This window comes from Streptomyces sp. NBC_01317 (genome assembly GCF_035961655.1).
Taxonomy (GTDB): domain Bacteria; phylum Actinomycetota; class Actinomycetes; order Streptomycetales; family Streptomycetaceae; genus Streptomyces.
In genome coordinates, this window is sequence record NZ_CP108393.1 from 5,183,943 (window position 1) to 5,204,715 (window position 20,773).

Here is a 20,773-nt window from a genome sequence, read left to right on the forward strand (position 1 = left end):
AGGGTGGAACGCAGTGGAATCGGCGAAGCCGACGCGACGCAGGAGCGCCCTTGACGCCCGCCCCGAAACCGCGACACTCAACCGCAAGGGGCGGCCCCACCCGCCTCATTCGACGCCGGACACCCCGACTACCCCTCGGCCCGAACCCGAGCACTGAGCAGCATCCGCATCCGCATCCGCACCCACACCCACACCCGCACCCGCACCCACGCCCACCCCCACCCCCAACCCAAGCCCAGGTCTCACTCCTCCACCATCAAGCCCTTACGCAGCTTCTCCAGCGTCCGCGTGAGCAGGCGCGACACATGCATCTGGGAGATGCCCAGTTCCTCGCCGATCTCCGACTGCGTCATGTTGGCCACGAACCGCAGCGAAAGGATGTGGCGGTCCCGCTGGGGAAGTTCCGCGATCATCGGCTTGAGGGACTCGACGTACTCGATGCCCTCCAGGCCGTGGTCGTCGTAGCCGATGCGGTCCGACAGCGCGCCCTCGGAGTCGTCCTCCGTCGGCTGGGCGTCCAGCGAGCTCGCCGTGTACGCGTTGCTCGCCGTCATTCCCTCCACCACCTCGTCGTGGGTGAGGCCGAGCCGCTCCGCCAGCTCGTCGACCGTCGGTGCCCGGTCGAGGCGCTGCGCCAGTTCGTCACTCGCCTTGGCGAGGTCCAGGCGCAGCTCCTGGAGCCTGCGTGGCACCCGTACCGACCACGACGTGTCGCGGAAGAAACGCTTGATCTCGCCGACGATCGTCGGCATCGCGAACGTGGGGAACTCCACGCCACGGCTCAACTCGAAGCGGTCGATGGACTTGATCAGGCCGATCGTGCCGACCTGGACGATGTCCTCCATCGGCTCGCTGCGGGAGCGGAAGCGGGAGGCCGCGAACTTCACCAGGGCGAGATTCAGCTCGACCAGGGTGTTGCGGACGTATGCGTGCTCGTACGTGCCCTCTTCGAGGGATTCGAGACGGGCGAAGAGCGTCTTGGACAGGGCCCGGGCATCAACCGCCCCTACCTCGTCGAAGGGCGGGATCTCGGGCAGGTTCTCCAGACCCTCGCCAGGCAGGTTCTCCAGGCCCTCGGTGGGCAGGTTCACCAGACCCTCGCTGGGCAGGTTCTCCAGATCCCCGGTGCGGGGTCCGCCCTTGGTACGCGGTTCGGAAAGCGGTTCGTCGAGCCGGGGTGCCATGGTCTCCTCCATCGTTCTCGGCATGTGGCCGCCGATGCCCCTACACGTTGCTACGGTTTGCGGCGCCTCCGAAGCCGGTCGTGTGGAATGTGTCCCTCTGGAATGTGTCCCTCCTAGCCCTACCCGGTCGGTACAGGCAGTTGCAAGTGTTAATTGTTCTGTTTGCCCTTATTGTGGGGGACTTCGGCTACCGGTCGGCCTGTGAAAGGCGTAATGTTCGACCGGCGTCGACGGCAGCCAAAGGCATGCCGCGCGCGCGAACTTCCGACGATGGCTAATGGCTACCAGACACGAAGAGGGACGGGAATGGACCGGCAGACGGTCGGCAGCGCCAACCGGGGCCGGCTTCGGGTCGAGGTTCGGACCGAGGGCCGGAGCGAGGTCGTCACCGCGGCCGGCGAGTTGGACCACCACACGGCGGACGTCCTGCGCGTCCCGCTGGAGACGGCGCTGGAGCAGGGCCGGGTACGCCTGGTCATCGACTGCTCGCAGCTCGAATTCTGCGATTCCACCGGGCTCAACGTACTGCTCGGTGCCCGTCTGACGGCGGACGCCGCCGGCGGCGGGGTTCATCTGGCGGGCATGCTGCCCGTCGTGGCCAGGGTCTTCGAGATCACGGGGGCGGACGCGGTCTTCACCCTCCATGATTCCGTCGAAGACGCCTTGGCGGACTGAGGCGGACTCGGGTACGTGGCCTCTTACTCTCCCCGCCCCGCCACCGTCCGGGCCGGCCGCGGTCTCCGCCGGACGGGTCCTGCTGACTTTCGCACCGGTGATGTGGGTGTTGTCACGATACGCAGGGGCAGGAGTCTCCCCGCAGGCCCACCGGCCCAGCTCTCCCCGAACCGGTCTGTGATGTGTAGTGATCTGTGGTGATCTGAAGTGATCTGTAGTGACGAACTGGAATTCGGTGAATCGGTGAGGTGAAGCGCTGATGAGCACCACCCGGCAGCCTCCGCCGGGCGACCTCGGCCCCGAGCCGGACGACGCGGGAACCCCTTTCGCGCCGTCCGACGGGCGGGTACGCGCGCTCGCGCTGTCCGACGCGAGCGGGGTCGTCCCGCTCGCGCGCGACTTCACCCGCCAGGCGCTGTACGACTGGGGCTGGCTCCCTGCGGCGACCCCCGACCGGCGGGCGGCCGCGGAAGACGTCCTGCTCGTGGTCTCCGAGCTGGTCACCAACGCGTGCCTGCACGCCGAAGGGCCGGAGGAACTGCGCGTCTCGACCAACGCGAAAGTCCTGCGCCTGGAGGTCACGGACCACGGCGAAGGCCAGCCCGAACCCCGCACCCCGCACCGCGCGGGCCGCCCCGGCGGCCACGGCATGTTCATCGTCCAGCGGCTCTGCCTCGACTGGGGTGTCGTACGGAACCCCGGTGAGACCGGGAAGACGGTCTGGGCGGAGCTGGCGGCGCCACCGTCGTGACGAGCGGTACCACCGTCGCGAGCGGTCCGTCCCTGTCCCTCTCCTGTGAGCCGTCTGCTGAGAGATGGACCACAGGCATACGCGGAACTATCCCTTCGCATTCGAAGGCGCTTCACGGGATCGCCTCCCTGACCCGCAGGTGCCGCCGATCGCTACCCAAGGCGCGCCCGGCGCGGACTACCATCACCCCATGACCCGTGTACTGCTCGCCGAGGACGACGCATCCATCTCGGAGCCGCTGGCCCGCGCCCTGCGCCGGGAGGGTTACGAGGTCGAGGTCCGCGAAGACGGTCCGACCGCCCTGGACGCAGGCCTCCAGGGTGGGGTCGACCTGGTCGTCCTCGACCTCGGCCTGCCCGGAATGGACGGCCTGGAAGTCGCCCGCCGGCTCCGCGCCGAGGGCCACACCGTGCCGATCCTGGTGCTCACCGCCCGCGCCGACGAGGTGGACACCGTCGTCGGGCTGGACGCCGGCGCCGACGACTACGTGACCAAGCCGTTCCGCCTGGCCGAACTGCTCGCCCGCGTGCGTGCCCTGCTCCGGCGCGGCGCCACCGACCCCGCCCCGGCGCCCGCCACCCACGGCGTGCGGATCGACGTCGAGTCGCACCGCGCCTGGATGGGCGACGAGGAGCTGCAGCTCACGGCGAAGGAGTTCGACCTGCTCCGGGTCCTGGTCCGTGACGCCGGCCGGGTCGTCACCCGCGACCAGCTGATGCGCGAGGTCTGGGACACGACGTGGTGGTCGTCCACCAAGACCCTCGACATGCACATCTCCTGGCTCCGCAAGAAGCTCGGCGACGACGCGGCGAACCCCCGCTACATCGCGACGGTACGGGGCGTCGGCTTCCGCTTCGAGAAGAGCTAGCCGGAAGGGCACCTTGCGCCGTCGTCTCATCAATTCCACGCTCGCGGTGGTGCTGGTCGTCATCGCGGTGTTCGGCGTGTCCCTCGTCATCGTCGAGACCCGCACGATCACCAGCAGCGCCCAGGAGAGCGTGGACAACGAGGCCGTCCGGATCGGCAGCATCGTGGACAGCCGCCTGCTCGGCGGCGAGAACATCACCCCCGGCATGCTGGCCGACCAGATCAGCAAGGACCGCTACGCCCGCGTCGACATCCCCGGCCACCCGCCCGTCCAGTTCGGCGACCACCCCACCGGCAGTGTTATCCGGGGCAAGGCCACCGGCGAGCAGGGCGAGAAGGTCGTGGTCGAGGAGCGCCGCTCCTCCGTCAACCGTGAGGTCGGCCGTACCCTCCTGATCATCGGCGGAGTGGCGCTCCTCGCCGTCATCGCCGCCGTCCTGCTCGCCGTACGGCAGGCCAACAAGCTCGCCTCGCCGCTCACCGACCTCGCCGAGACCGCGGAGCGCCTCGGCTCCGGCGACCCGCGCCCCCGCCACAAGCGGTACTCGGTGCCCGAGCTGGACCGGGTGGCCGACGTCCTCGACTCCAGTGCCGAGCGGATCGCGCGCATGCTCACCGCCGAGCGGCGCCTCGCCGCGGACGCGTCGCACCAGCTCCGTACCCCTCTCACCGCCCTGTCCATGCGGCTGGAGGAGATCTCCGCCACCGACGACCTGGACACCGTCAAGGAAGAGGCCACGATCGCGCTCACGCAGGTCGAGCGGCTGACGGACGTGGTGGAGCGGCTGCTCACCAACGCGCGAGACCCCCGTACCGGCTCCGCCGTCGCCTTCGACATCGACGAAGTCGTCAAACAGCAGCTGGAGGAGTGGCGCTCGGCCTACCGCAGCGCGGGACGGGCGATTGTCTGCTCGGGCCGCAACGGCATGCGGGCCGTCGGTACCCCCGGCGCGGTCGCCCAGGTCCTCGCCGCCCTCATCGAGAACTCACTGATGCACGGCGGCGGTACGGTCGCGCTGCGCACGCGCGTCACCGGCAACCAGTCGGTCATCGAGGTGACCGACGAGGGCCCCGGCGTGCCCGCCGACCTCGGCGCGCGGATCTTCGAGCGGTCCATCAGCGGCCGCAACTCCACCGGCATCGGGCTGGCCGTGGCCCGCGACCTGGCGGAGGCGGACGGCGGCCGGCTCGAACTGCTCCAGCAGCACCCGCCGGTCTTCGCGCTCTTCCTCAGCAGGGAGGCGCGTACCCGCAAGGCGCCGCACACCCCGAGGAGCGAGGACGGCGGCGACCGCCCGGTCCGCTGATCAGCTGGTACGGATCAGCTCACCGATCAGCTCTGTATCCGGTCAGGACTGCGCTCCAGGAACGATTCGCCCGCCTCCGCCGGAAGCGGCACGGACCGGAACACCCAGCTGCGGTACGACCAGAAGCGGAACAGCGTCGCGACCCCGATGCCCAGGAACTTGAACACGTTGCTCTGGAGCGGGGTGTCCCAGCCGAACCCGTACGTCGCGGCGTAGAGAACCCCGTTCTCGATCACCAGGCCGACCACGCTGAACAGCAGGAACAGTGACAGTTCCTTCGTACGCCGGGTCTTGTCGCGGTCCCGGTACGTGAAGTGGCGGAAGCCGACGTAGTTGAAGACGATCGCCACGACGGTGGCCAGGATGCCGGCCCGTACCACCGGCACGTCCGTACCGTGCCGTACGAGGTTGAAGACCACCAGGTTCACCAGCAGCCCCACGGCGCCCACCGCACCGAACTTGGCCGCCTCGCGCACGAGCCGGTCCAGTCGCGCGCGGAGTGCGCCCCGTTCGCCCATATGCCCGCTCAGCCCCGTCCGGTCGATGTCCTGTGCGGCCATGCTAACCAGCGACCCTGTCGGCCGACCCGGGGCCGGGTCCGTGGCCCAGGACACACCTGGGGCGGATGTGACGCGCTGTAGGCCGCACAGAGGCCCGTCCTGACGCCCCCCGACCCCTCCGGGACGGCTCGCGGACTCCGCCCCTTCGCACGCCGGATACTCTGGGGGCGTGACGTTCCCGGTAGTCGGCATGGTCGGCGGCGGTCAGCTCGCCCGTATGACCCACGAGGCGGGCATCCCCCTCGGCCTCAGATTCAAGCTCCTCAGTGACACCCCCCAGGACTCCGCGGCCCAGGTGGTCGGCGATGTGGTCATCGGCGACTACCACGACCTGGCCACGCTGCGTGACTTCGCGCGAGGGTGTGACGTGATCACGTTCGACCACGAGCACGTGCCGATCGAGCATCTGCGCGCGCTGGAGGCGGACGGCATCCCCGTACGCCCGGGTCCCGACGCGCTCGTCCACGCCCAGGACAAGGGGGTGATGCGCGCCAGGCTCACCGAGCTGGGCGCGCCCTGCCCGCGCCACCGCATCGTGGCCGACCCCGCCGACGCGGCGGCCTTCGCCGCGGAGGTGGGCGGCTTCCCGGTCGTCCTCAAGACCGTGCGCGGCGGGTACGACGGCAAGGGCGTGTGGGTCGTACGGTCCGAGCGCGACGCCGAGCAGCCCTTCCGGGCCGGCGTCCCGGTCCTCGCGGAGGAGAAGGTCGACTTCGTACGGGAGCTGGCGGCGAACATCGTCCGCTCCCCGCACGGCCAGGCCGTCGCCTACCCCGTGGTCGAGTCGCAGCAGGTGGACGGGGTCTGCGACACGGTCATCGCGCCCGCGCCCGGCCTCTCCGACGAGCTGGCGGGCGAGGCCCAGCAGCTCGCCCTGCGCCTCGCCAAGGAACTGGGCGTCGTCGGCCACCTCGCGGTCGAGCTGTTCGAGACGGCCGACGGCCGGATCCTCGTCAACGAGCTGGCCATGCGCCCGCACAACTCCGGGCACTGGACGCAGGACGGCGCGATCACCTCGCAGTTCGCCAACCACGTGCGGGCCGTGCTCGACCTGCCGCTGGGCGACCCCCGGCCGCGCGCGCCCTGGACCGTCATGTGCAATGTCCTCGGCGGCGACTACCCCGACATGTACCAGGCGTACCTGCACTGCATGGCCAGGGACCCGCAGCTCAAGATCCACATGTACGGCAAGGACGTGAAGCCGGGCCGCAAGGTCGGGCATGTCAACACCTACGGCGACGACCTGGAGGACGTGCTGGAGCGCGCCCGCCATGCCGCCGGCTACCTGCGAGGAACGATCACAGAATGAGCACCCCTGTCGTCGGCGTGGTCATGGGCTCGGACTCCGACTGGCCCGTCATGGAGGCCGCGGCGAAGGCCCTCGACGAGTTCGAGATCCCGTACGAGGTCGACGTCGTCTCGGCGCACCGGATGCCGCGCGAGATGATCGCGTACGGCGAGCAGGCGGCCGGCCGGGGCCTGCGCGCGATCATCGCGGGCGCCGGGGGAGCGGCCCACCTGCCCGGCATGCTCGCCTCGGTGACCCCGCTGCCGGTGATCGGCGTCCCCGTACCGCTCAAGTATCTGGACGGCATGGACTCGCTGCTGTCCATCGTCCAGATGCCCGCGGGCATCCCGGTGGCGACCGTGTCGGTCGGCGGGGCGCGCAACGCGGGGCTGCTGGCGGTACGGATCCTCGCGGCGCACGACCCGGAGCTCCAGGCCCGGATGCGGGACTTCCTCCAGGACCTCAACGAGCAGGCGACGGACAAGGGCAAGCGGCTGCGCGCCAAGGTCCAGGGTGTGGACAGCTTCGGTTTCGGGAAATAACCGCCATGGACTCCACGCACTTCCTCGAAGAGGCGCACGACCTGCTGGCCGAGTTCCCCGTGGTCGACGGCCACAACGACCTGCCGTGGGCGCTGCGTGAGCAGGTCCGGTACGACCTGGACCGCCTGGACATCGCCGACGACCAGTCGGCCCATCTGCACACGGACATCCCCCGGCTCAGGAAGGGCGGGGTCGGCGCGCAGTTCTGGTCCGTGTACGTCAGGTCCGACATGGCCGGGGACGACGCGGTCAGCGCGACGCTGGAACAGATCGACGTCGTCGGCCGGCTGCTCGCGCGCTATCCGCGGGACCTGGTCGGCGCGCTGACCGCCGACGACATGGAGACGGCGCGCCGGCAGGGCCGTATCGCCTCCCTGATGGGCGCGGAGGGCGGGCATTCGATCAACAACTCGCTGGCCACGTTGCGGGCGCTGTACACGCTGGGCGTGCGCTACATGACGCTGACCCACAACGACAACCTCGCATGGGCGGACTCGGCGACGGACGTGCCCTCGGTGGGCGGCCTCTCGGAGTTCGGCCGCGAGGTCGTCCGCGAGATGAACCGCCTCGGCATGCTGGTCGACCTCTCGCACGTCGCCGCGACGACGATGCGGGACGCGCTCGCGGTGACCGAGGCGCCGGTGATCTTCTCGCACTCGTCGTCGCGGGCGGTCTGCGACCATCCGCGCAATGTCCCTGACGACGTCCTCGCGCTGCTCCCCGCGAACGGGGGTGTCGCGATGGTCACCTTCGTACCGCAGTTCGTCCTGCCGGAGGCGGTGGCGTGGGCGGCCGCGGCGGGGGAGAACATGACCGCGCACGGGCTGCACGCGCTGGACAGGACGGCGGAGGCGATGAAGGTCCACGAGGCGTTCGAGGCGGCGAATCCGCGGCCGCGGGCCCTGGTTTCCACGGTGGCGGACCATCTGGACCACATGCGGGAGGTCGCGGGCGTCGACCATGTCGGCATCGGCGGCGACTTCGACGGCACGCCGTTCACGCCGGTGGGCCTGGACGATGTGTCGGGCTACCCGAACCTGATCGCGGAGATGCTGTCGCGGGGGTGGTCGCGGTCGGACGTGTCGAAGCTGACGTGGGCGAATGCGGTGCGGGTGCTTCGGGGGGCGGAGGATGTTGCTCGTTCCTTGTCCTCGGAACGGGCGCCTTCGCAGGCGACGGTCGTGTCTTTGGACGCGGGTCACTGATTGTCCTCGCGCCGGACGGGCGTCTGCGCCCCGGTGGTGGGCGCGGCTTACTGATGTCCTCAATCGCCGGACGGGCTGGGTGTGCCGTGGTGACGGGGGCCGGGGCCTGCGGAGGTACGTATGTCCGGACTGCATGTTTTACGGCGCCTCAGGGACTCGTCCAGTTCACCGGTAGTCATGCGCCACAAAACACGCTTTACGTCCGGACACACGCACCTCCTCCGACCCCACCCCCCTCACGCCGACGGGAGACGCAACGACCCCGCCCGCCCGGGGCGCCTCACCTCTGCCCGGTGGACGGTGCCGCTTACCAACGTCCTCAAGCGCCGGACGGGCTGGAGTGTGCCCCTGCCTGGTGCGCGAGCGCGGGTTACCGATGTCCTCAATCGCCGGACGGGCTGGGGTGTGCCCCTGCGCGGTGCGCGGGTGCGGGTTACCGATGTCCTCAAACGCCGGACGGGCTGGAAGTGGCCCCGGTGTCCTCCGACGCCGGGGCGGGCCGGGGTTGTCTTGAACGCGGGCGTGGAAGGGGGACGGGCAGGGGTCGTGTCCGGAACGTAGAGCGTGTTTTGTGTCGCGTGGCGAACCCGAACAAAGCAAGGTCCCGAACGCGACGTAAAACATGCAGTGCAGGACACGACCCCTGCCCGGCCCCCGGCAACAACCCGCGCATACGCAACCGGCCCGCAGCGGGCACAACCAAGCCCGTCCGGCGATTGAGGACAATCAGTAAGCCGCGCCCGCGCACCGGGCAGACGCCACAAACAAAGCCCGTCCGGCGATTGAGGACAAGGGCGGGCGCCCACGGCTACGTCGGCAACGTCAACGTGAAGACCGTCCCTACGCCCACCTCACTACTCGCCCCCACCCCACCCCCATGCGCCTCCGCAAGCTTCCGCACGATCGACAGACCCAACCCACTCCCACCCGTCAGACGGCTCCGCGACTTCTCCGCGCGCCAGAAACGGTCAAACACGTGGGGGAGTTCGTCCGGGGCGATCCCGCTCCCCGTGTCCTCGACCTCGATCAGGACGTGGGGGCCGTCGGCACGGGCCCGTAGCGTGACCACGCCGCCGCGTGGGGTGTGCCGGATCGCGTTCGAGACCAGGTTGCCCACCGCCTGGCGCAGCCGTACGGGATCCGCCTCCAGGAGCAGCCCCGGCAGGGGAGAGGCCCCGGACGGCGCCAAGGACTCCGTCGAAACCGAAAGCACCACCCCCGCCCCCTCCGCGTTCACGCGATGCGCGACCCCGGCCTGCGCCAGCAGCTCCCCCACATCGACCCACTCCTTCCGCAGCCGCAACTCACCCGCGTCCGCCGCCGACAGGTCCCGCAGGTCGTCGATGACGTGCTGGAGCAGCAGCGCCTCCTCCAGGAGGGACGTCAGGAGGAGCTGGTCGTGCGCGACGACCCCGTCCTCCGCCGCCTCCAGCCACCCCCGGATATTGCTCAGCGGCGTCCGCAGCTCGTGCGCGACATCGCTGACCATCGCCTTCCGTACGGACTCCAGCTGCTCACGCCGCTCCGACATGGAGTTGAACGCCACCGCGAGGCGCCCCAGTTCGTCGCCCCCGGTCACGCGCACGCGCGCGGAGGTGTCGCCGTCCTCCATGCGCCGGGCCGCGTGGGTCAGGGCCCGGAGGGGCCGCACGAGCCGGATGCCCGCCAGGGTCGTGACCGTGACGGTCAGCAGGAGGACAAGCGCCGCGCCCCCGGCGATCCGGGCCCGGTTGCCCCGGGACAGGTCGAAGAACGTCGTGGCCGCGCGGGCGGGGCTGCTGACGTACAGCAGGGCGACGGGCGCCACGTACGGCGCGAGCTGCTCCGCGCGGCTGGTGCTGACGCAGGTGTTGACGAGCGAGGTGTGATCCTCGGAGGGCGCCTTGGCGGGGGCGCCGCCCACGGCCGGGGGAACGCTCGCGCTCGGCGTGGCACCCGGGTCCTGGGGCGCGGGCCGGCCAGAAGCGGCATCGGAACCCAAGGCGCGGCCCGGGGCCAAGGCACCGCCCGGGGCCAAGGCGCGGCCCGTGCCCAAGGTGGGGTCCGGGGCCAAGGTGGGGTCCGGCGCCAAGGCGGCGCCCTGGCCAGGAACGGCGCCCGGGGCGAAGGTCGCGCCCGAGCCCGGAACGGCCCCCGCCACCGGAGGCGCCCCCGCCCCCGCCCACCCGTCGCGCGGCTCCTGGACCTTCGCCGGCACCGGCACCGGCACCGTCGTCGAGGACGGGGGCGTCCACGTGTAGTCCCTGGCCAGCACCACCGGCGGCGCGTGCACCCGGTCCAGGCACTTGTTCACCAGGGTGCTCAGCGCCCCCAGCGCCCTGCTCTCCGTACGCGTCGACTCGTCCAGGGCCGCGTCCGTGCAGCGCTGCCCCGCGGCGAGGTCGCCGTTCGGGACCACCACACGCGGCCGGCCGTTGGGCTCGTCCGTGACCTGGGCGGTGACGCCCAGGGTGTCGCGCAGGCAGCTCGCACTCCGCGACGCGGCCCTGCGCAAGGTCTCACGTTCCTTCACGGGCAGCCGGAAGGGGCCCACCGCGCGCGGATCGATCCGGTCGGCCGAGCCGGTCCGTGATAGGTCCGGGCTGACGGAGAGCGGGTTGACGATCGCGGTCGGCTTCGACGGAGGCCGGTACGGATGCCCCGGCGCCGGTACGGAGTCGGCCACCGCCACCTCGCCCTGCCGCAGCACGATGCGGTGTTGTGTCTCCTCGGCGAGGGACGCGACCGTGGGGCCGACCCCGTCCCAGCTCGGATGGGTCGCCGCGTAACCCAGCAGACGGTCGTAGATCTTCGTGTCGTCGGCGAGGGCCTGGCCCTGTTCCTTCTGGATCGCGACGGCCGTCGTCCGGACGACCACCCACGCGGTCGCGGCGACCGAACAGACGGAGACCAGCACGGTCACCGCCAGCAGCCGCAGCAACAGGCTCCGGCGCAGAGGTACGTCCCCGCCGGTGCCGGGGGCGGCCTCGGCGTTACGACGCATGGGCGGGCCTCCCCGGACGCCCGTGCCCGTCGCCCCCACCGGGACCCGGATTCGGCCCCGGCCCCCCGTCGTCCGCGAGCTTGTACCCCACCCCGTACACCGTCACCAGCGTGCGCGCCGCACGCGGACGCGGCTCGATCTTCTTACGGAGGTTCATCACGTGCACATCCACCGTCCGCGAGGTGATGTAGCGGTCGAAGCCGTGCAGCTGCTCCAGGATCTGGGCCCGCGTGAAGACCTGCCCCGGCCGCTCCGCCAGCACCTCCAGCAGCCGGAACTCGCCCGGTGTGCACTCGATCCGCCGCCCGTGCGCCCACACCTCGTGCCGCCCGGGGTCGACCCGCAGCGCCCCGACCGTCAGGACGGGGTCGGGAGGCGGCGCGGCGGCTGCCGTACGGGCGCTCCTGCGCAGCAGCGAACGGATCCGCGCCATCAGCTCGCGCGGGCTGAACGGCTTGGTCATGTAGTCGTCCGCCCCCAGGTCGAGCCCGAGCAGCAGGTCGTCCTCGCTGGAGCGCGCGGTGAGCATCAGCACCGGCAGGTCGGACTCGGTCCGCAGGATCCGGCACACGTCAAGACCGTCGACCTTCGGCATCATCACGTCCAGGACGAGGAGGTCCGGTGGCCTGCGCCGTACCTGCTCCAGCGCCGCCCTGCCGTCGTGCACGACCACCACGTCGTGGCCCTCCCGCTCCAGATAGCGGCGGACCAGTTCGGCCTGCTTCTTGTCGTCCTCGGCGACCACCACGTGCGCGCACATGCGTGCGAGTCTAGGAACGGGCGCGGGTCAGGAGGGGCGGGAGGGGCCCCAAGGGGCGGGGACCATCGACCGGCCATCGGTTCCTGACAGGTTTCTGACATTTCCCGCCGGGGCCGGAGGTCACGCGCGCGCCCTCCCCGCCCGCCGGAGGCCGTACGCCCGAACGCCCCGTCCGCCGCGACCCCTGGGCACTCCCGTGGCACGGTGGCAGAACTGCCGTCACCGACGACCCCGGAGCCTCGTAATGGCAGATCTGCAAGACGATCCATTCACCACGACCACGAGCACGCCCTCTTCCCCTTCCTCGGCCGATCCGTCCGGAACGACGGACACGGCCCCCACCGAGCCGGGCTCGGACGAGCGGGCCCGGGCACTGCTCGCCGCCCACCCCGTCATCGACGGCCACAACAGCCTGGCCCAGGCGCTCCGGCACACCGGCCCGCACGACGTGGAGCTGGGCGAGGCGGCACTCGACACCGACCTCCCGCGCCTCCGCGCGGGAGGCGTCGGCGGGCAGTTCTGGTCCCTCGCCGTCCCCGGGCAGGCCGTCGACCAGAACCGGGCGATCAGCTCCACCCTGGAGCTGATCGATCTCGTACGGTCGCTGATCTCGAACTGCCCGGAAGGCCTGCGCCTCGCGCTGAACGCGGGTGACCTGGCCGACGCCCGCAACTGCGGCCGGGTGGCCTCCCTGCTCGGCCCGGTCGCCGGGCCGGCCCTGGGCGACTCGATCGGCACCCTGCGCGGCTACCACGCGCTGGGCGTACGGTGTGTCGCGCTCGCCGGCGCCGGCTGGGCGGCCGACGGACTGACCCGCTTCGGCCAGGAGATGGTCAGGGAGATGAACCGCCTCGGCGTGCTCGTCGACCTGTCCGGCACCACCTCCGCCACGGCGCGCGCCGCGCTCGCGGTCGCGAAGGCGCCCGTCCTGCTGACCCACTCGGCGGCCCGCGCCCTGACCGACCACCCGGCCAACGTCGCCGACGCCGTCCTGGAACTGCTCCCCGCCAACCACGGCGTCTGCATGGTGAGCTTCGCCCCGGAACAGGTCACCCGTGCCACGGGCCGGCCGTCCGTCCGGGACGTCGCCGACCATGTCGAGCACGTACGGGAGGTGGCGGGCCCGGAGTCCGTTGGCCTGTCGGGGACGTACGGTCTGGAGGCCGAAGGCCCCCGTACCGCCGGTCTGGAGGACACCTCCCGCTACCCCTGGCTGATCGCGGAACTCCTCGACCGGGGCTGGGACGAGACCGATCTGGCGGCCCTGACCTGGGGCAATGCGGCGCGGGTGGTACGGGACGCGGAGTTCGCGGCCCGGGCGGCGCGGCAGCGGCGCGGTCCGTCGACCGCGATGAGGGAGGACCTGGACGGCAGATGAGCCCGCCGGGCGGCCGGGCACGGCCCCCGGGTCAGGCGCGGGGCCGCCCCATCGCCCGGTACGTCCAGCCCGCCGCGCGCCACACCTCGGGGTCCAGGGCGTTGCGCCCGTCCAGGATCAGCCGGCGGGACGCCGCCGCCCCCAGGACCGCCGGGTCCAGCTCCCGGAACTCCCGCCACTCCGTGAGGTGCAGGACGACATCGGCGCCCCGTACCGCCTCCACCGCCGAGTCCGCGTACCCGAGCGTCGGGAACAGCCGCTTCGCGTTCTCCATGCCCTTGGGGTCGTACACCGTCACCTGACCGCCCTGGAGGTGGATCTGGCCGGCGACGTTGAGCGCGGGGGAGTCCCGTACGTCGTCCGAGTCCGGCTTGAAGGTCGCGCCCAGCACCGCGACCCGCTTCCCGAGGAACGACGAGTCGCCGCCGACCGCCTCCCGCGCCAGCTCCACCATGTCGCGGCGGCGGCGCATGTTGATCGAGTCGACCTCGCGCAGGAAGGTCAGGGCCTGGTCGGCGCCCAGTTCCCCGGCGCGCGCCATGAACGCGCGGATGTCCTTCGGCAGGCAGCCCCCGCCGAAGCCGATCCCGGCCCGCAGGAACTTCTTGCCGATCCGCTCGTCGTACCCGAGCGCCTCCGCCAGCTTCTGCACGTCCCCGCCCGCCGCCTCGCAGACCTCCGCCATCGCGTTGATGAAGGAGATCTTCGTGGCGAGGAACGAGTTCGCGGCGGTCTTCACCAGTTCGGCGGTCGGGAAGTCCGTCACCACGAACGGCGAGCCCTCGGCGAGCGGCGTCGCGTACACCTCGCGCAGGACCCGCTCCGCGTGCTCGCTGCGCACGCCGGCCACCACCCGGTCCGGGTGCAGAGTGTCCTGTACGGCGAAGCCCTCGCGCAGGAATTCGGGGTTCCAGGCCAGCTCCACCTCGCCGCCGGCGGGCGCCAGCTCGGCGATACGGGCCGCGATCCGCTCGGCGCTGCCGACGGGGACGGTGGACTTGCCGACCACCAGCGCGGGCCGGTGCAGGTGCTTGGCGAGGCTCTCCATCGCGGAGTCGACGTAACTCATGTCGCACGCGTACTCGCCGTGCTTCTGCGGGGTGTTGACGCAGACGAAGTGCACGTCGCCGAACTCCGCGACCTCCGCCCAGTCCATCGTGAAGCGCAGCCGCCCGCTCGATCCCTCGATGCCGGCGACGTGCTTGCCGAGCAGCTCTTCCAGCCCGGGTTCGTACATCGGGACGCGGCCCGCCGAGAGCATCTCGATCTTCTCGGGCACCACGTCGAGCGCCAGCACCTCGAAGCCCAGTTCCGCCATGGCCGCGGCGTGCGTGGCGCCGAGGTATCCGGTGCCGATCACGGTGATCTTGAGGGCCATGCGGAGCTCCTGGGGGTGCGGGCGGGGTGCGGTGCCTGAGCATAGCCGCGTGTCACGGGCGTTCCGCAGGGGCATTCCAGCTGTACGGGGCGGCCGTGGGACAGCTGTCACCAAACTCACGTAGGCCCCTTCCGCACCAGGCCCCTAAAATCGAGTTACTTAACGGTAGTTAGCATCCCTGGGGAGTGAATGACCGTGGCCGGATCGGCTGATTTCGACCTGTACCGCCCGTCCGAAGAGCACGACATGCTCCGCGAGACCGTCCGCGCGCTCGCCGAGGCGAAGATCGGCCCGTTCGCCGCCGCCGTCGACGAGGAGGCCCGTTTCCCGCAGGAGGCGCTGGACGCGCTGGTCGCCTCGGACCTGCACGCCATCCACGTCCCCGAGGAGTACGGCGGCGCGGGCGCCGACGCGCTCGCCACCGTGATCGTCATCGAGGAGGTCGCGCGTGTCTGCGCCTCGTCGTCCCTGATCCCCGCCGTGAACAAGCTGGGCTCGCTGCCGGTGATCCTCTCCGGCTCCCCGGACCTGAAGAAGAAGTACCTCGGCCCGCTGGCGAAGGGCGACGCGATGTTCTCGTACGCCCTCTCCGAACCGGACGCGGGCTCGGACGCGGGCGGCATGAAGACGAAGGCGGTACGGGACGGTGACCACTACGTCCTCGACGGCGTGAAGCGCTGGATCACCAACGCCGGCGTGTCCGACTACTACACGGTGATGGCCGTCACCGACCCCGACAAGCGCACCAAGGGCATCAGCGCCTTCGTGGTCGAGAAGTCCGACCCGGGCGTGTCCTTCGGCGCCCCGGAGAAGAAGCTCGGCATCAAGGGCTCCCCGACCCGCGAGGTCTACCTCGACCACGTCCGCATCCCCGCGGACCGCCTGATCGGCGCGGAGGGTACGGGCTTCGCCACCGCGATGAAGACCCTGGACCACACCCGCATCACGATCGCGGCCCAGGCCCTCGGCATCGCCCAGGGCGCCCTGGACTACGCGAAGGGATACGTCCAGGAACGCAAACAGTTCGGCAAGCCGGTCGCGGACTTCCAGGGCGTCCAGTTCATGCTCGCCGACATGGCGATGAAGCTGGAAGCGGCCCGCCAGCTCACCTACGCGGCGGCGGCCCGCTCGGAACGCGTCACGGCGGGCGGCACGAAGGAGGACCTGACCTTCTTCGGCGCGGCGGCCAAGTGCTTCGCCTCGGACGCGGCGATGGACATCACCACGGACGCGGTCCAACTCCTCGGCGGCTACGGCTACACCCGCGACTACCCGGTGGAACGCATGATGCGCGACGCCAAGATCACCCAGATCTACGAGGGCACGAACCAGATCCAGCGCATCGTCATGGCGAGGAACCTGCCGTAGGGGACTTCGCAGGTCGGACGCTTTCTTGGAGCAAGCAAGCAAGCAAGCAAGCAAGCGGGCGGGCGGTGTGCGTGCCGCCCGCTTGGGATCTACAGCCGCCAGGGCTGGTCGACGGGGCGGTGGGGGTCGTCCATCCACACCCGCTGGCCGTTCCCGTCCACCGACAACCCGAAGCGGGACCGTTCGGGCTTCCCCAGGTCATGCCACCGAAGGAACACCTCACGTACGTCGTCCCACAGCGTTCGAGGGCCGTACTGCTCGACCTCGTAAGTGTCCGCGTCCGGGACGTACTCCACCGTCGCCCATGACGTGCCGTCGTCGGCGAAGAACCACAGGGTGGCCTCCCCGCTGTTGTCGTCCGCGTCGCACCACCGGAACCACGCGTCGGTGACGGCCAGGCCGATGAAGAACGCCGGATCGTCCTGGATGACGTTCTGCGGCGGGATGTCCGTCGTCCCCTTCACTCCTTGCTCCTGGTGGTACAGGTCTGCGACGCGCCCGGCCCCGCCCCGACGGGTGCGATCCCACATGAAGGCCGGAGACCCGGAGAACGTGCCCTGGGCCTTCCCGTCCACCACGTCCAGGGTGGCGAACGAGCCGCTGAAGAAGCTGCTCCCCCAAGGCGTGACGACCCGCCCGTTCGGGCACTGCTCCAACCACGCTTTTGGCACGTCCCACATGCTGCAGGTGCAGACGATCCGGTGGTACGGCGCTCCTTGGTGGTGGCCGTCGCGGCCGTTGCCGAGAACTGTCGTCGGGCGGAATCCTGCCCGTTTCAGATTCTCGTTGGCCAGGGACAGTACCGTCTCGTCCAGCTCCACGCTGGTCACGTTGCTCTCGCCCAGGCGGTGGGAGAGCCATGCGGCGTGGTAGCCGGTGCCGGTGCCGATCTCCAGGACTCGATGCCCGTCCCGTACATCCAGCAGGGCGAGCATTTCCAGCATGACCGACGGCATGGACGAGGACGACGTAGGCAACCGGAAGGCATCGTCGGCCGTGGGCTTCCCGTCGTTGACCTGGGTCACGACCGGCCCGTCGGTGTAGACGATCCGCAACCATTCTTCCGGCTCCTCGGCGAAGTCACCGCCCCCGATCACCTCGGGGATGAACAGGGCCCGATCCACCGACGCCACGGCGTCCCGCCACTCCGGCGGCAGCGCGCCCTTTCCCAGGAGGCTCTGAACAAGCCGGTGTTGTGTCGTCATCGGCCTCAATTCTTCTTCGGCGGCGGCTCGTAGGGACGGGTCGGGCCCGGCGGCTTGTCCCGGTGGCCGTCACTGCTGGAGGTGTCCGGTGTCCCGGAGTGGCTTCCGCCCTTCTTGCTCATCTCAGGCTCGCTTCCTGTCGATCGGGGAATCTGTCACGACAACGACGCTACGAAAGAGTCGAGTTGCCGGTCCACGATGTTGCAGGCTGTTGCAGAGCAATTAGTCGAGGGCGTCGATCGCCCTGCTGATCAGGGTTCGGGCTCGGGGGCCGTACACGGCCATCGCGGCCAGCCGGGTGAAAGCCCCCTGATACACCTTTACTTCCGTCGGCGTGGTCACAGTGACCTTCGCGGCCAGCAACTCGACGTGCACCCGCTGGTCATCGAACATGGTGAACGTCTCAGGGCCCCACATGACGCGGTGCGTGGACCGGGGGATGATGCCGATCGACACGGCTGGATACGCCATCGCCGTCAGCAGGTGGGCGAGTTGGGCGGCCATCACACTGTCGCCGCCGATGCGGTGGGTGAGTACGTCCTCCTCGATGAGTACGACCACGCGGTGAAGGCCGTCCCGGATGAGGTGCGACCGGTCCACGCGGGCTGCGGCGGCTTCGCCGACATCGTTCGGGAGGCCGCGGAAATCCGCGATGAGGGAGAGCAGCGCGTGGGCGTAGTCCTGGGTTTGGAGAAGTCCGGGCACGACCTGGGCGCAATACACGCGGAAGAGCCGCGTGCGCCCGTACAGCGGGGCATTCGCCTGTTGGAGCCTGCGCAGGCCGGTGCGCTGCATGCGACGCCACTCGACGTACATCGAGTCCGCGGAACGCGAAGAGGCGATGAGGTCAGCCGCTTGCTCCTCGGCGCCGCAGGCCCCGCACCAGGCTCGGATGTCGGCATCTGAGGGGGCCGTCCTGGCGGCCTCGACGCGTGAGGTCTTCGCCTTGTTCCAGGCGCATCGATCAGCCAGCTCTTGCATGGTCAGGTCGGCGTCCAGGCGTAGTTCCTTGAGCCGCGCGGCCAAGGACTCGCGTGCCGCCTGGGCACTGGAGAGGGAAGACGAAGGCATGAGCTGACTGAGAGGTGAGGGAGACGATCAGAACTGGTATTCGTCGTGGGGGATCCCAAGCTCCCACGCAGATTCGAACGATGCGGCGAACAGCTTCAGAGTGTCCGGCTCCGAGGTGAATTCGTCTGTGACGAGCGAACCGTTCCCGGCGAAGTGGTGCACCCTCGCCAGCCTGTCGTCGAAGAGCCAGTAGTCGTTACACGGAAGCAGGAGGGTTGAAGCGAGACGCCGCGGCACCCATCGGACCTGCTCGCCGGCGGCGAGATTGGCCCGGGTCATCTCGTGCTCCCAACGAATGTATTCGGACACCGGTTCGCTGACGATTCTGGCCCGGCGGACGGACACGCCGCGCGCGACCGCCTCGGCGATCTGGTCGTGAAACGCTCTCCACCACGACGACGAGTTGTCCCAGTCGATCCGGTCGCCACGTCGCCATGCCGCGAACCGATCGTTGTCGCCGTAGTCGTCTCGCATCTCCAGGTGGACCGCTGAGCGGTCCGTGCCCCGGATGCACTCAGCGAAGCTCGGCTGCTGAGCGTTCCGCGGCATCGCATGCCTTCCTGATCTGCGCCACCATCCGGGCCGGAATCCTGACAACGGTTTCGGTGCAGGGAATCGGACCGACTTCCAGGCACTTCTTCTCTGTCGCGGCGTCCGCTCTCCACCCCTGAAAGACGAAGTCACCGTTCTCGTCATCCACCCACACGGTCGGGCAATGATCCTCGTCGGTGTCCGGGTCTTTGCCGAAGAAGACTAAAGACATGGCTACCTCTCCCGCGTCGAGCGCGTTGCGACTTGTCGCATGAGCTTCGTCGCGGTGGGGCGCCTACGTCAAGACGGCGCAAACCTGGCTCATTTGACGACCGCGGGGGCACCCGGATCCGGGTGCCCCCGCGTGCGAGGTGGCGAGCTGCGGTGGTGGGGTCAGTTGCTCTTCACCGTTACTTTTTCGTCGTTGTTGAGCTGGGTCACCAGTTGCTTGACCTTCGCCGTGTCCCAGAGGAGATTGCCGCCCGAGCTGCCCGCGAGCGGGATGTTCATCGAGGTGCCGTCGCCGCCCGTGACGCCCTTCATCGCGAAGAACATCTTGCCCAGCGAGTACAGGGACATGTCCTTGTCCACGATCAGGGTGTCCAGGCCCGCGCCCATGGTCGGGTAGAACTTGAACGGGTTGAGGATGGTGCCCGGGGTCGCCGTCTGGGAGGCCAGGGCCGCGAGGAACTTCTGCTGGTTCTTCGTACGGTCGAGGTCACTGCCGGCGAACGCGTACCGCGTCCGGACGAACGCCAGCGACTGCTCGCCGTCCAGCGTCTGCTTGCCCGCCTTGAAGTCGGCGCCCGACTTCTTGTCCTTGAAGGCCTTCGGGATGTCGAGCTCCACGCCGCCGATCGAGTCCACGATGTTCGCGAAGCCGGCGAAGCCGATCTCGACGTAGTGATCTATCCGCAGCCCGGTCTTGGCCTCGATGGTGCGGACGAGCAGAGTGGGGCCGTCCTCGGCGTAGGCCGCGTTCAGCTTCTTGTGCGAGTTCGGCTGCGCCGGGAAGACCTTGCCCGACTCCGAGCCCTTGAAGGACGGGATCGTCACGTCCGAGTCTCGCGGCAGCGAGATCAGCGTCGGACCGTTCGACCCCGTGTGCAGGATCATCATCGAGTCGGTGCGCTTGCCCTCGGCCGAGCCGGTGTGGAGGTCCTTCTTCTCCTCCGAGGACATGCCTTCCCGGCTGTCCGAACCGACGATCAGGTAGTTCGTGCCGTCGCCCTCCGCCGGGCGGTCGATGACCTTCGAGAGGTCCACCTCGCGCTTCAGCTTCCCGTCGGCCCAGAAGTACGTCCCGATGGAGACGGCCAGGACCGCCACGACCAGGACCAGCGAGCCGATCTTGAGCCGGCGGCGCCAGTCCGGTGCCTGCCGGGGCGCCGAGCCCTGCGGGGGCGGGGGGTAACCGCCCCGGCCGCCGCCGTCGCCCCCGGCGGGCGCGCCGTAGACCTGGCCCGTGTTGTAGCCGCTGTCGTACCCCTGCTGCTGGGGCACGCCCTGCGGCGCCTGCACATGGGGCATCGCGCGGGCGCCCTCGGGCTGTGCGCCCGTGCTGCCGCGCCCGTAACGCCCGCCGCTTCCGCCGTTCCGCCCCTCGGGCCAATCGTTCATGTCAGCCAGTGTGCCGGGGACGGCCCGGCCGCTGACAGGGCGGGTGAGGAATCGGGTCGGCCCTGTTGCCAAGCTGATGCAATGCGACCCGTATCGGAAC

The 20,773-nt window shown here is 70.1% G+C and carries 19 protein-coding genes; 9 read left to right on the top strand and 10 right to left on the bottom strand.

Features of this window, described 5'->3' with window-relative positions; translation table 11 throughout:
* Window positions 1–242: 242 nt before the first annotated feature.
* Complete coding sequence (locus OG349_RS22470) at window positions 243–1,184, bottom strand: RNA polymerase sigma factor SigF (RefSeq protein WP_442806409.1); 942 nt, start codon at window positions 1,182–1,184, stop codon at window positions 243–245.
* 306 nt (window positions 1,185–1,490) lie between these two features.
* Here OG349_RS22470 and OG349_RS22475 point away from each other — a divergent pair, with 306 nt between their 5' ends.
* From OG349_RS22475 to OG349_RS22490, 4 genes are all read left to right on the top strand, one after another.
* A complete protein-coding gene (locus OG349_RS22475) occupies window positions 1,491–1,859 on the top strand; it encodes an STAS domain-containing protein (RefSeq protein ID WP_327236318.1) in 369 nt (122 codons plus the stop codon).
* 259 nt (window positions 1,860–2,118) lie between these two features.
* Window positions 2,119–2,610, top strand: coding sequence for an ATP-binding protein (locus OG349_RS22480; protein ID WP_327236319.1), 492 nt, complete (start codon window positions 2,119–2,121; stop codon window positions 2,608–2,610).
* A gap of 190 nt (window positions 2,611–2,800) precedes the next feature.
* Window positions 2,801–3,478, top strand: coding sequence for a response regulator transcription factor (locus OG349_RS22485; protein WP_327236320.1), 678 nt, complete (start codon window positions 2,801–2,803; stop codon window positions 3,476–3,478).
* Between the two features lie 13 nt (window positions 3,479–3,491).
* A complete protein-coding gene (locus tag OG349_RS22490) occupies window positions 3,492–4,784 on the top strand; it encodes an ATP-binding protein (protein ID WP_327236321.1) in 1,293 nt (430 codons plus the stop codon).
* A 26-nt stretch (window positions 4,785–4,810) separates the two neighbouring features.
* Here the strand turns inward: OG349_RS22490 and OG349_RS22495 are convergent, their stop codons facing one another.
* On the bottom strand, window positions 4,811–5,302 hold the full coding sequence (locus OG349_RS22495; RefSeq protein ID WP_327238673.1) for a GtrA family protein: 492 nt from the start codon (window positions 5,300–5,302) through the stop codon (window positions 4,811–4,813).
* Window positions 5,303–5,513: 211 nt separating this feature from the next.
* Here OG349_RS22495 and OG349_RS22500 point away from each other — a divergent pair, with 211 nt between their 5' ends.
* Genes OG349_RS22500 through OG349_RS22510 form a run of 3 tightly spaced genes read left to right on the top strand, consistent with a single transcriptional unit; the run spans window position 5,514 to window position 8,379 of the window.
* Window positions 5,514–6,653, top strand: coding sequence for a 5-(carboxyamino)imidazole ribonucleotide synthase (locus OG349_RS22500; RefSeq protein WP_327236322.1), 1,140 nt, complete (start codon window positions 5,514–5,516; stop codon window positions 6,651–6,653).
* Window positions 6,650–7,174: a 5-(carboxyamino)imidazole ribonucleotide mutase gene (gene purE, locus OG349_RS22505; RefSeq protein ID WP_327236323.1), complete on the top strand. Its 525-nt coding sequence runs from the start codon at window positions 6,650–6,652 to the stop codon at window positions 7,172–7,174. The genes OG349_RS22500 and purE overlap by 4 nt, the downstream gene beginning before the upstream one ends.
* Window positions 7,175–7,179: 5 nt before the next feature.
* Window positions 7,180–8,379, top strand: coding sequence for a dipeptidase (locus OG349_RS22510; RefSeq protein ID WP_327236324.1), 1,200 nt, complete (start codon window positions 7,180–7,182; stop codon window positions 8,377–8,379).
* 808 nt (window positions 8,380–9,187) lie between these two features.
* On the opposite strand, the gene OG349_RS22515 is transcribed toward OG349_RS22510, so the two are convergent.
* Window positions 9,188–11,362, bottom strand: coding sequence for a sensor histidine kinase (locus OG349_RS22515; protein WP_327236325.1), 2,175 nt, complete (start codon window positions 11,360–11,362; stop codon window positions 9,188–9,190).
* The gene (locus OG349_RS22520; RefSeq protein WP_327236326.1) at window positions 11,352–12,122 is read right to left on the bottom strand and encodes a response regulator transcription factor; all 771 of its coding nucleotides are present in this window, start codon (window positions 12,120–12,122) and stop codon (window positions 11,352–11,354) included. The genes OG349_RS22515 and OG349_RS22520 overlap by 11 nt, the downstream gene beginning before the upstream one ends.
* A gap of 244 nt (window positions 12,123–12,366) precedes the next feature.
* Between OG349_RS22520 and OG349_RS22525 the strand changes: the two genes are divergently transcribed.
* Window positions 12,367–13,500 carry a dipeptidase gene (locus OG349_RS22525; protein WP_327236327.1) on the top strand — a complete coding sequence of 378 codons (1,134 nt, stop codon included), beginning with the start codon at window positions 12,367–12,369 and terminating at the stop codon, window positions 13,498–13,500.
* Between the two features lie 31 nt (window positions 13,501–13,531).
* Here the strand turns inward: OG349_RS22525 and OG349_RS22530 are convergent, their stop codons facing one another.
* Entirely contained in the window at window positions 13,532–14,878 is a 1,347-nt protein-coding gene (locus OG349_RS22530; protein ID WP_327236328.1) for a UDP-glucose dehydrogenase family protein, read from the bottom strand.
* A gap of 189 nt (window positions 14,879–15,067) precedes the next feature.
* Between OG349_RS22530 and OG349_RS22535 the strand changes: the two genes are divergently transcribed.
* Entirely contained in the window at window positions 15,068–16,246 is a 1,179-nt protein-coding gene (locus OG349_RS22535; protein WP_327236329.1) for an acyl-CoA dehydrogenase family protein, read from the top strand.
* A gap of 89 nt (window positions 16,247–16,335) precedes the next feature.
* Here the strand turns inward: OG349_RS22535 and OG349_RS22540 are convergent, their stop codons facing one another.
* The 5 genes from OG349_RS22540 to OG349_RS22560 form a co-directional block, all read right to left on the bottom strand.
* On the bottom strand, window positions 16,336–17,451 hold the full coding sequence (locus tag OG349_RS22540; protein WP_327236330.1) for a methyltransferase domain-containing protein: 1,116 nt from the start codon (window positions 17,449–17,451) through the stop codon (window positions 16,336–16,338).
* Between the two features lie 222 nt (window positions 17,452–17,673).
* Window positions 17,674–18,522 carry a helix-turn-helix domain-containing protein gene (locus OG349_RS22545; RefSeq protein ID WP_327236331.1) on the bottom strand — a complete coding sequence of 283 codons (849 nt, stop codon included), beginning with the start codon at window positions 18,520–18,522 and terminating at the stop codon, window positions 17,674–17,676.
* Between the two features lie 27 nt (window positions 18,523–18,549).
* The gene (locus OG349_RS22550; protein WP_327236332.1) at window positions 18,550–18,996 is read right to left on the bottom strand and encodes a DUF6879 family protein; all 447 of its coding nucleotides are present in this window, start codon (window positions 18,994–18,996) and stop codon (window positions 18,550–18,552) included.
* A gap of 40 nt (window positions 18,997–19,036) precedes the next feature.
* Window positions 19,037–19,285, bottom strand: coding sequence for a hypothetical protein (locus tag OG349_RS22555; protein ID WP_327236333.1), 249 nt, complete (start codon window positions 19,283–19,285; stop codon window positions 19,037–19,039).
* Between the two features lie 161 nt (window positions 19,286–19,446).
* Window positions 19,447–20,673 (bottom strand): LCP family protein, encoded by a 1,227-nt coding sequence (locus OG349_RS22560; RefSeq protein ID WP_327236334.1) that lies wholly within the window; start codon window positions 20,671–20,673, stop codon window positions 19,447–19,449.
* Between the last annotated feature and the right edge of the window lie 100 nt (window positions 20,674–20,773).

Coding starts and splice junctions, on each gene's coding strand:
- OG349_RS22540 (WP_327236330.1), bottom strand. CDS start 17,451: ATGACGACACAACACCGGCTTGTTCAGAGCCTCCTGGGAAAGGGCGCG.
- OG349_RS22515 (WP_327236325.1), bottom strand. CDS start 11,362: ATGCGTCGTAACGCCGAGGCCGCCCCCGGCACCGGCGGGGACGTACCT.
- OG349_RS22525 (WP_327236327.1), top strand. CDS start 12,367: ATGGCAGATCTGCAAGACGATCCATTCACCACGACCACGAGCACGCCC.
- OG349_RS22555 (WP_327236333.1), bottom strand. CDS start 19,285: ATGTCTTTAGTCTTCTTCGGCAAAGACCCGGACACCGACGAGGATCAT.
- OG349_RS22535 (WP_327236329.1), top strand. CDS start 15,068: ATGACCGTGGCCGGATCGGCTGATTTCGACCTGTACCGCCCGTCCGAA.
- OG349_RS22470 (WP_442806409.1), bottom strand. CDS start 1,184: ATGGCACCCCGGCTCGACGAACCGCTTTCCGAACCGCGTACCAAGGGC.
- OG349_RS22495 (WP_327238673.1), bottom strand. CDS start 5,302: ATGGGCGAACGGGGCGCACTCCGCGCGCGACTGGACCGGCTCGTGCGC.
- OG349_RS22510 (WP_327236324.1), top strand. CDS start 7,180: ATGGACTCCACGCACTTCCTCGAAGAGGCGCACGACCTGCTGGCCGAG.
- OG349_RS22545 (WP_327236331.1), bottom strand. CDS start 18,522: ATGCCTTCGTCTTCCCTCTCCAGTGCCCAGGCGGCACGCGAGTCCTTG.
- OG349_RS22550 (WP_327236332.1), bottom strand. CDS start 18,996: ATGCGAGACGACTACGGCGACAACGATCGGTTCGCGGCATGGCGACGT.
- purE (WP_327236323.1), top strand. CDS start 6,650: ATGAGCACCCCTGTCGTCGGCGTGGTCATGGGCTCGGACTCCGACTGG.
- OG349_RS22475 (WP_327236318.1), top strand. CDS start 1,491: ATGGACCGGCAGACGGTCGGCAGCGCCAACCGGGGCCGGCTTCGGGTC.
- OG349_RS22560 (WP_327236334.1), bottom strand. CDS start 20,673: ATGAACGATTGGCCCGAGGGGCGGAACGGCGGAAGCGGCGGGCGTTAC.
- OG349_RS22530 (WP_327236328.1), bottom strand. CDS start 14,878: ATGGCCCTCAAGATCACCGTGATCGGCACCGGATACCTCGGCGCCACG.
- OG349_RS22485 (WP_327236320.1), top strand. CDS start 2,801: ATGACCCGTGTACTGCTCGCCGAGGACGACGCATCCATCTCGGAGCCG.
- OG349_RS22520 (WP_327236326.1), bottom strand. CDS start 12,122: ATGTGCGCGCACGTGGTGGTCGCCGAGGACGACAAGAAGCAGGCCGAA.
- OG349_RS22480 (WP_327236319.1), top strand. CDS start 2,119: ATGAGCACCACCCGGCAGCCTCCGCCGGGCGACCTCGGCCCCGAGCCG.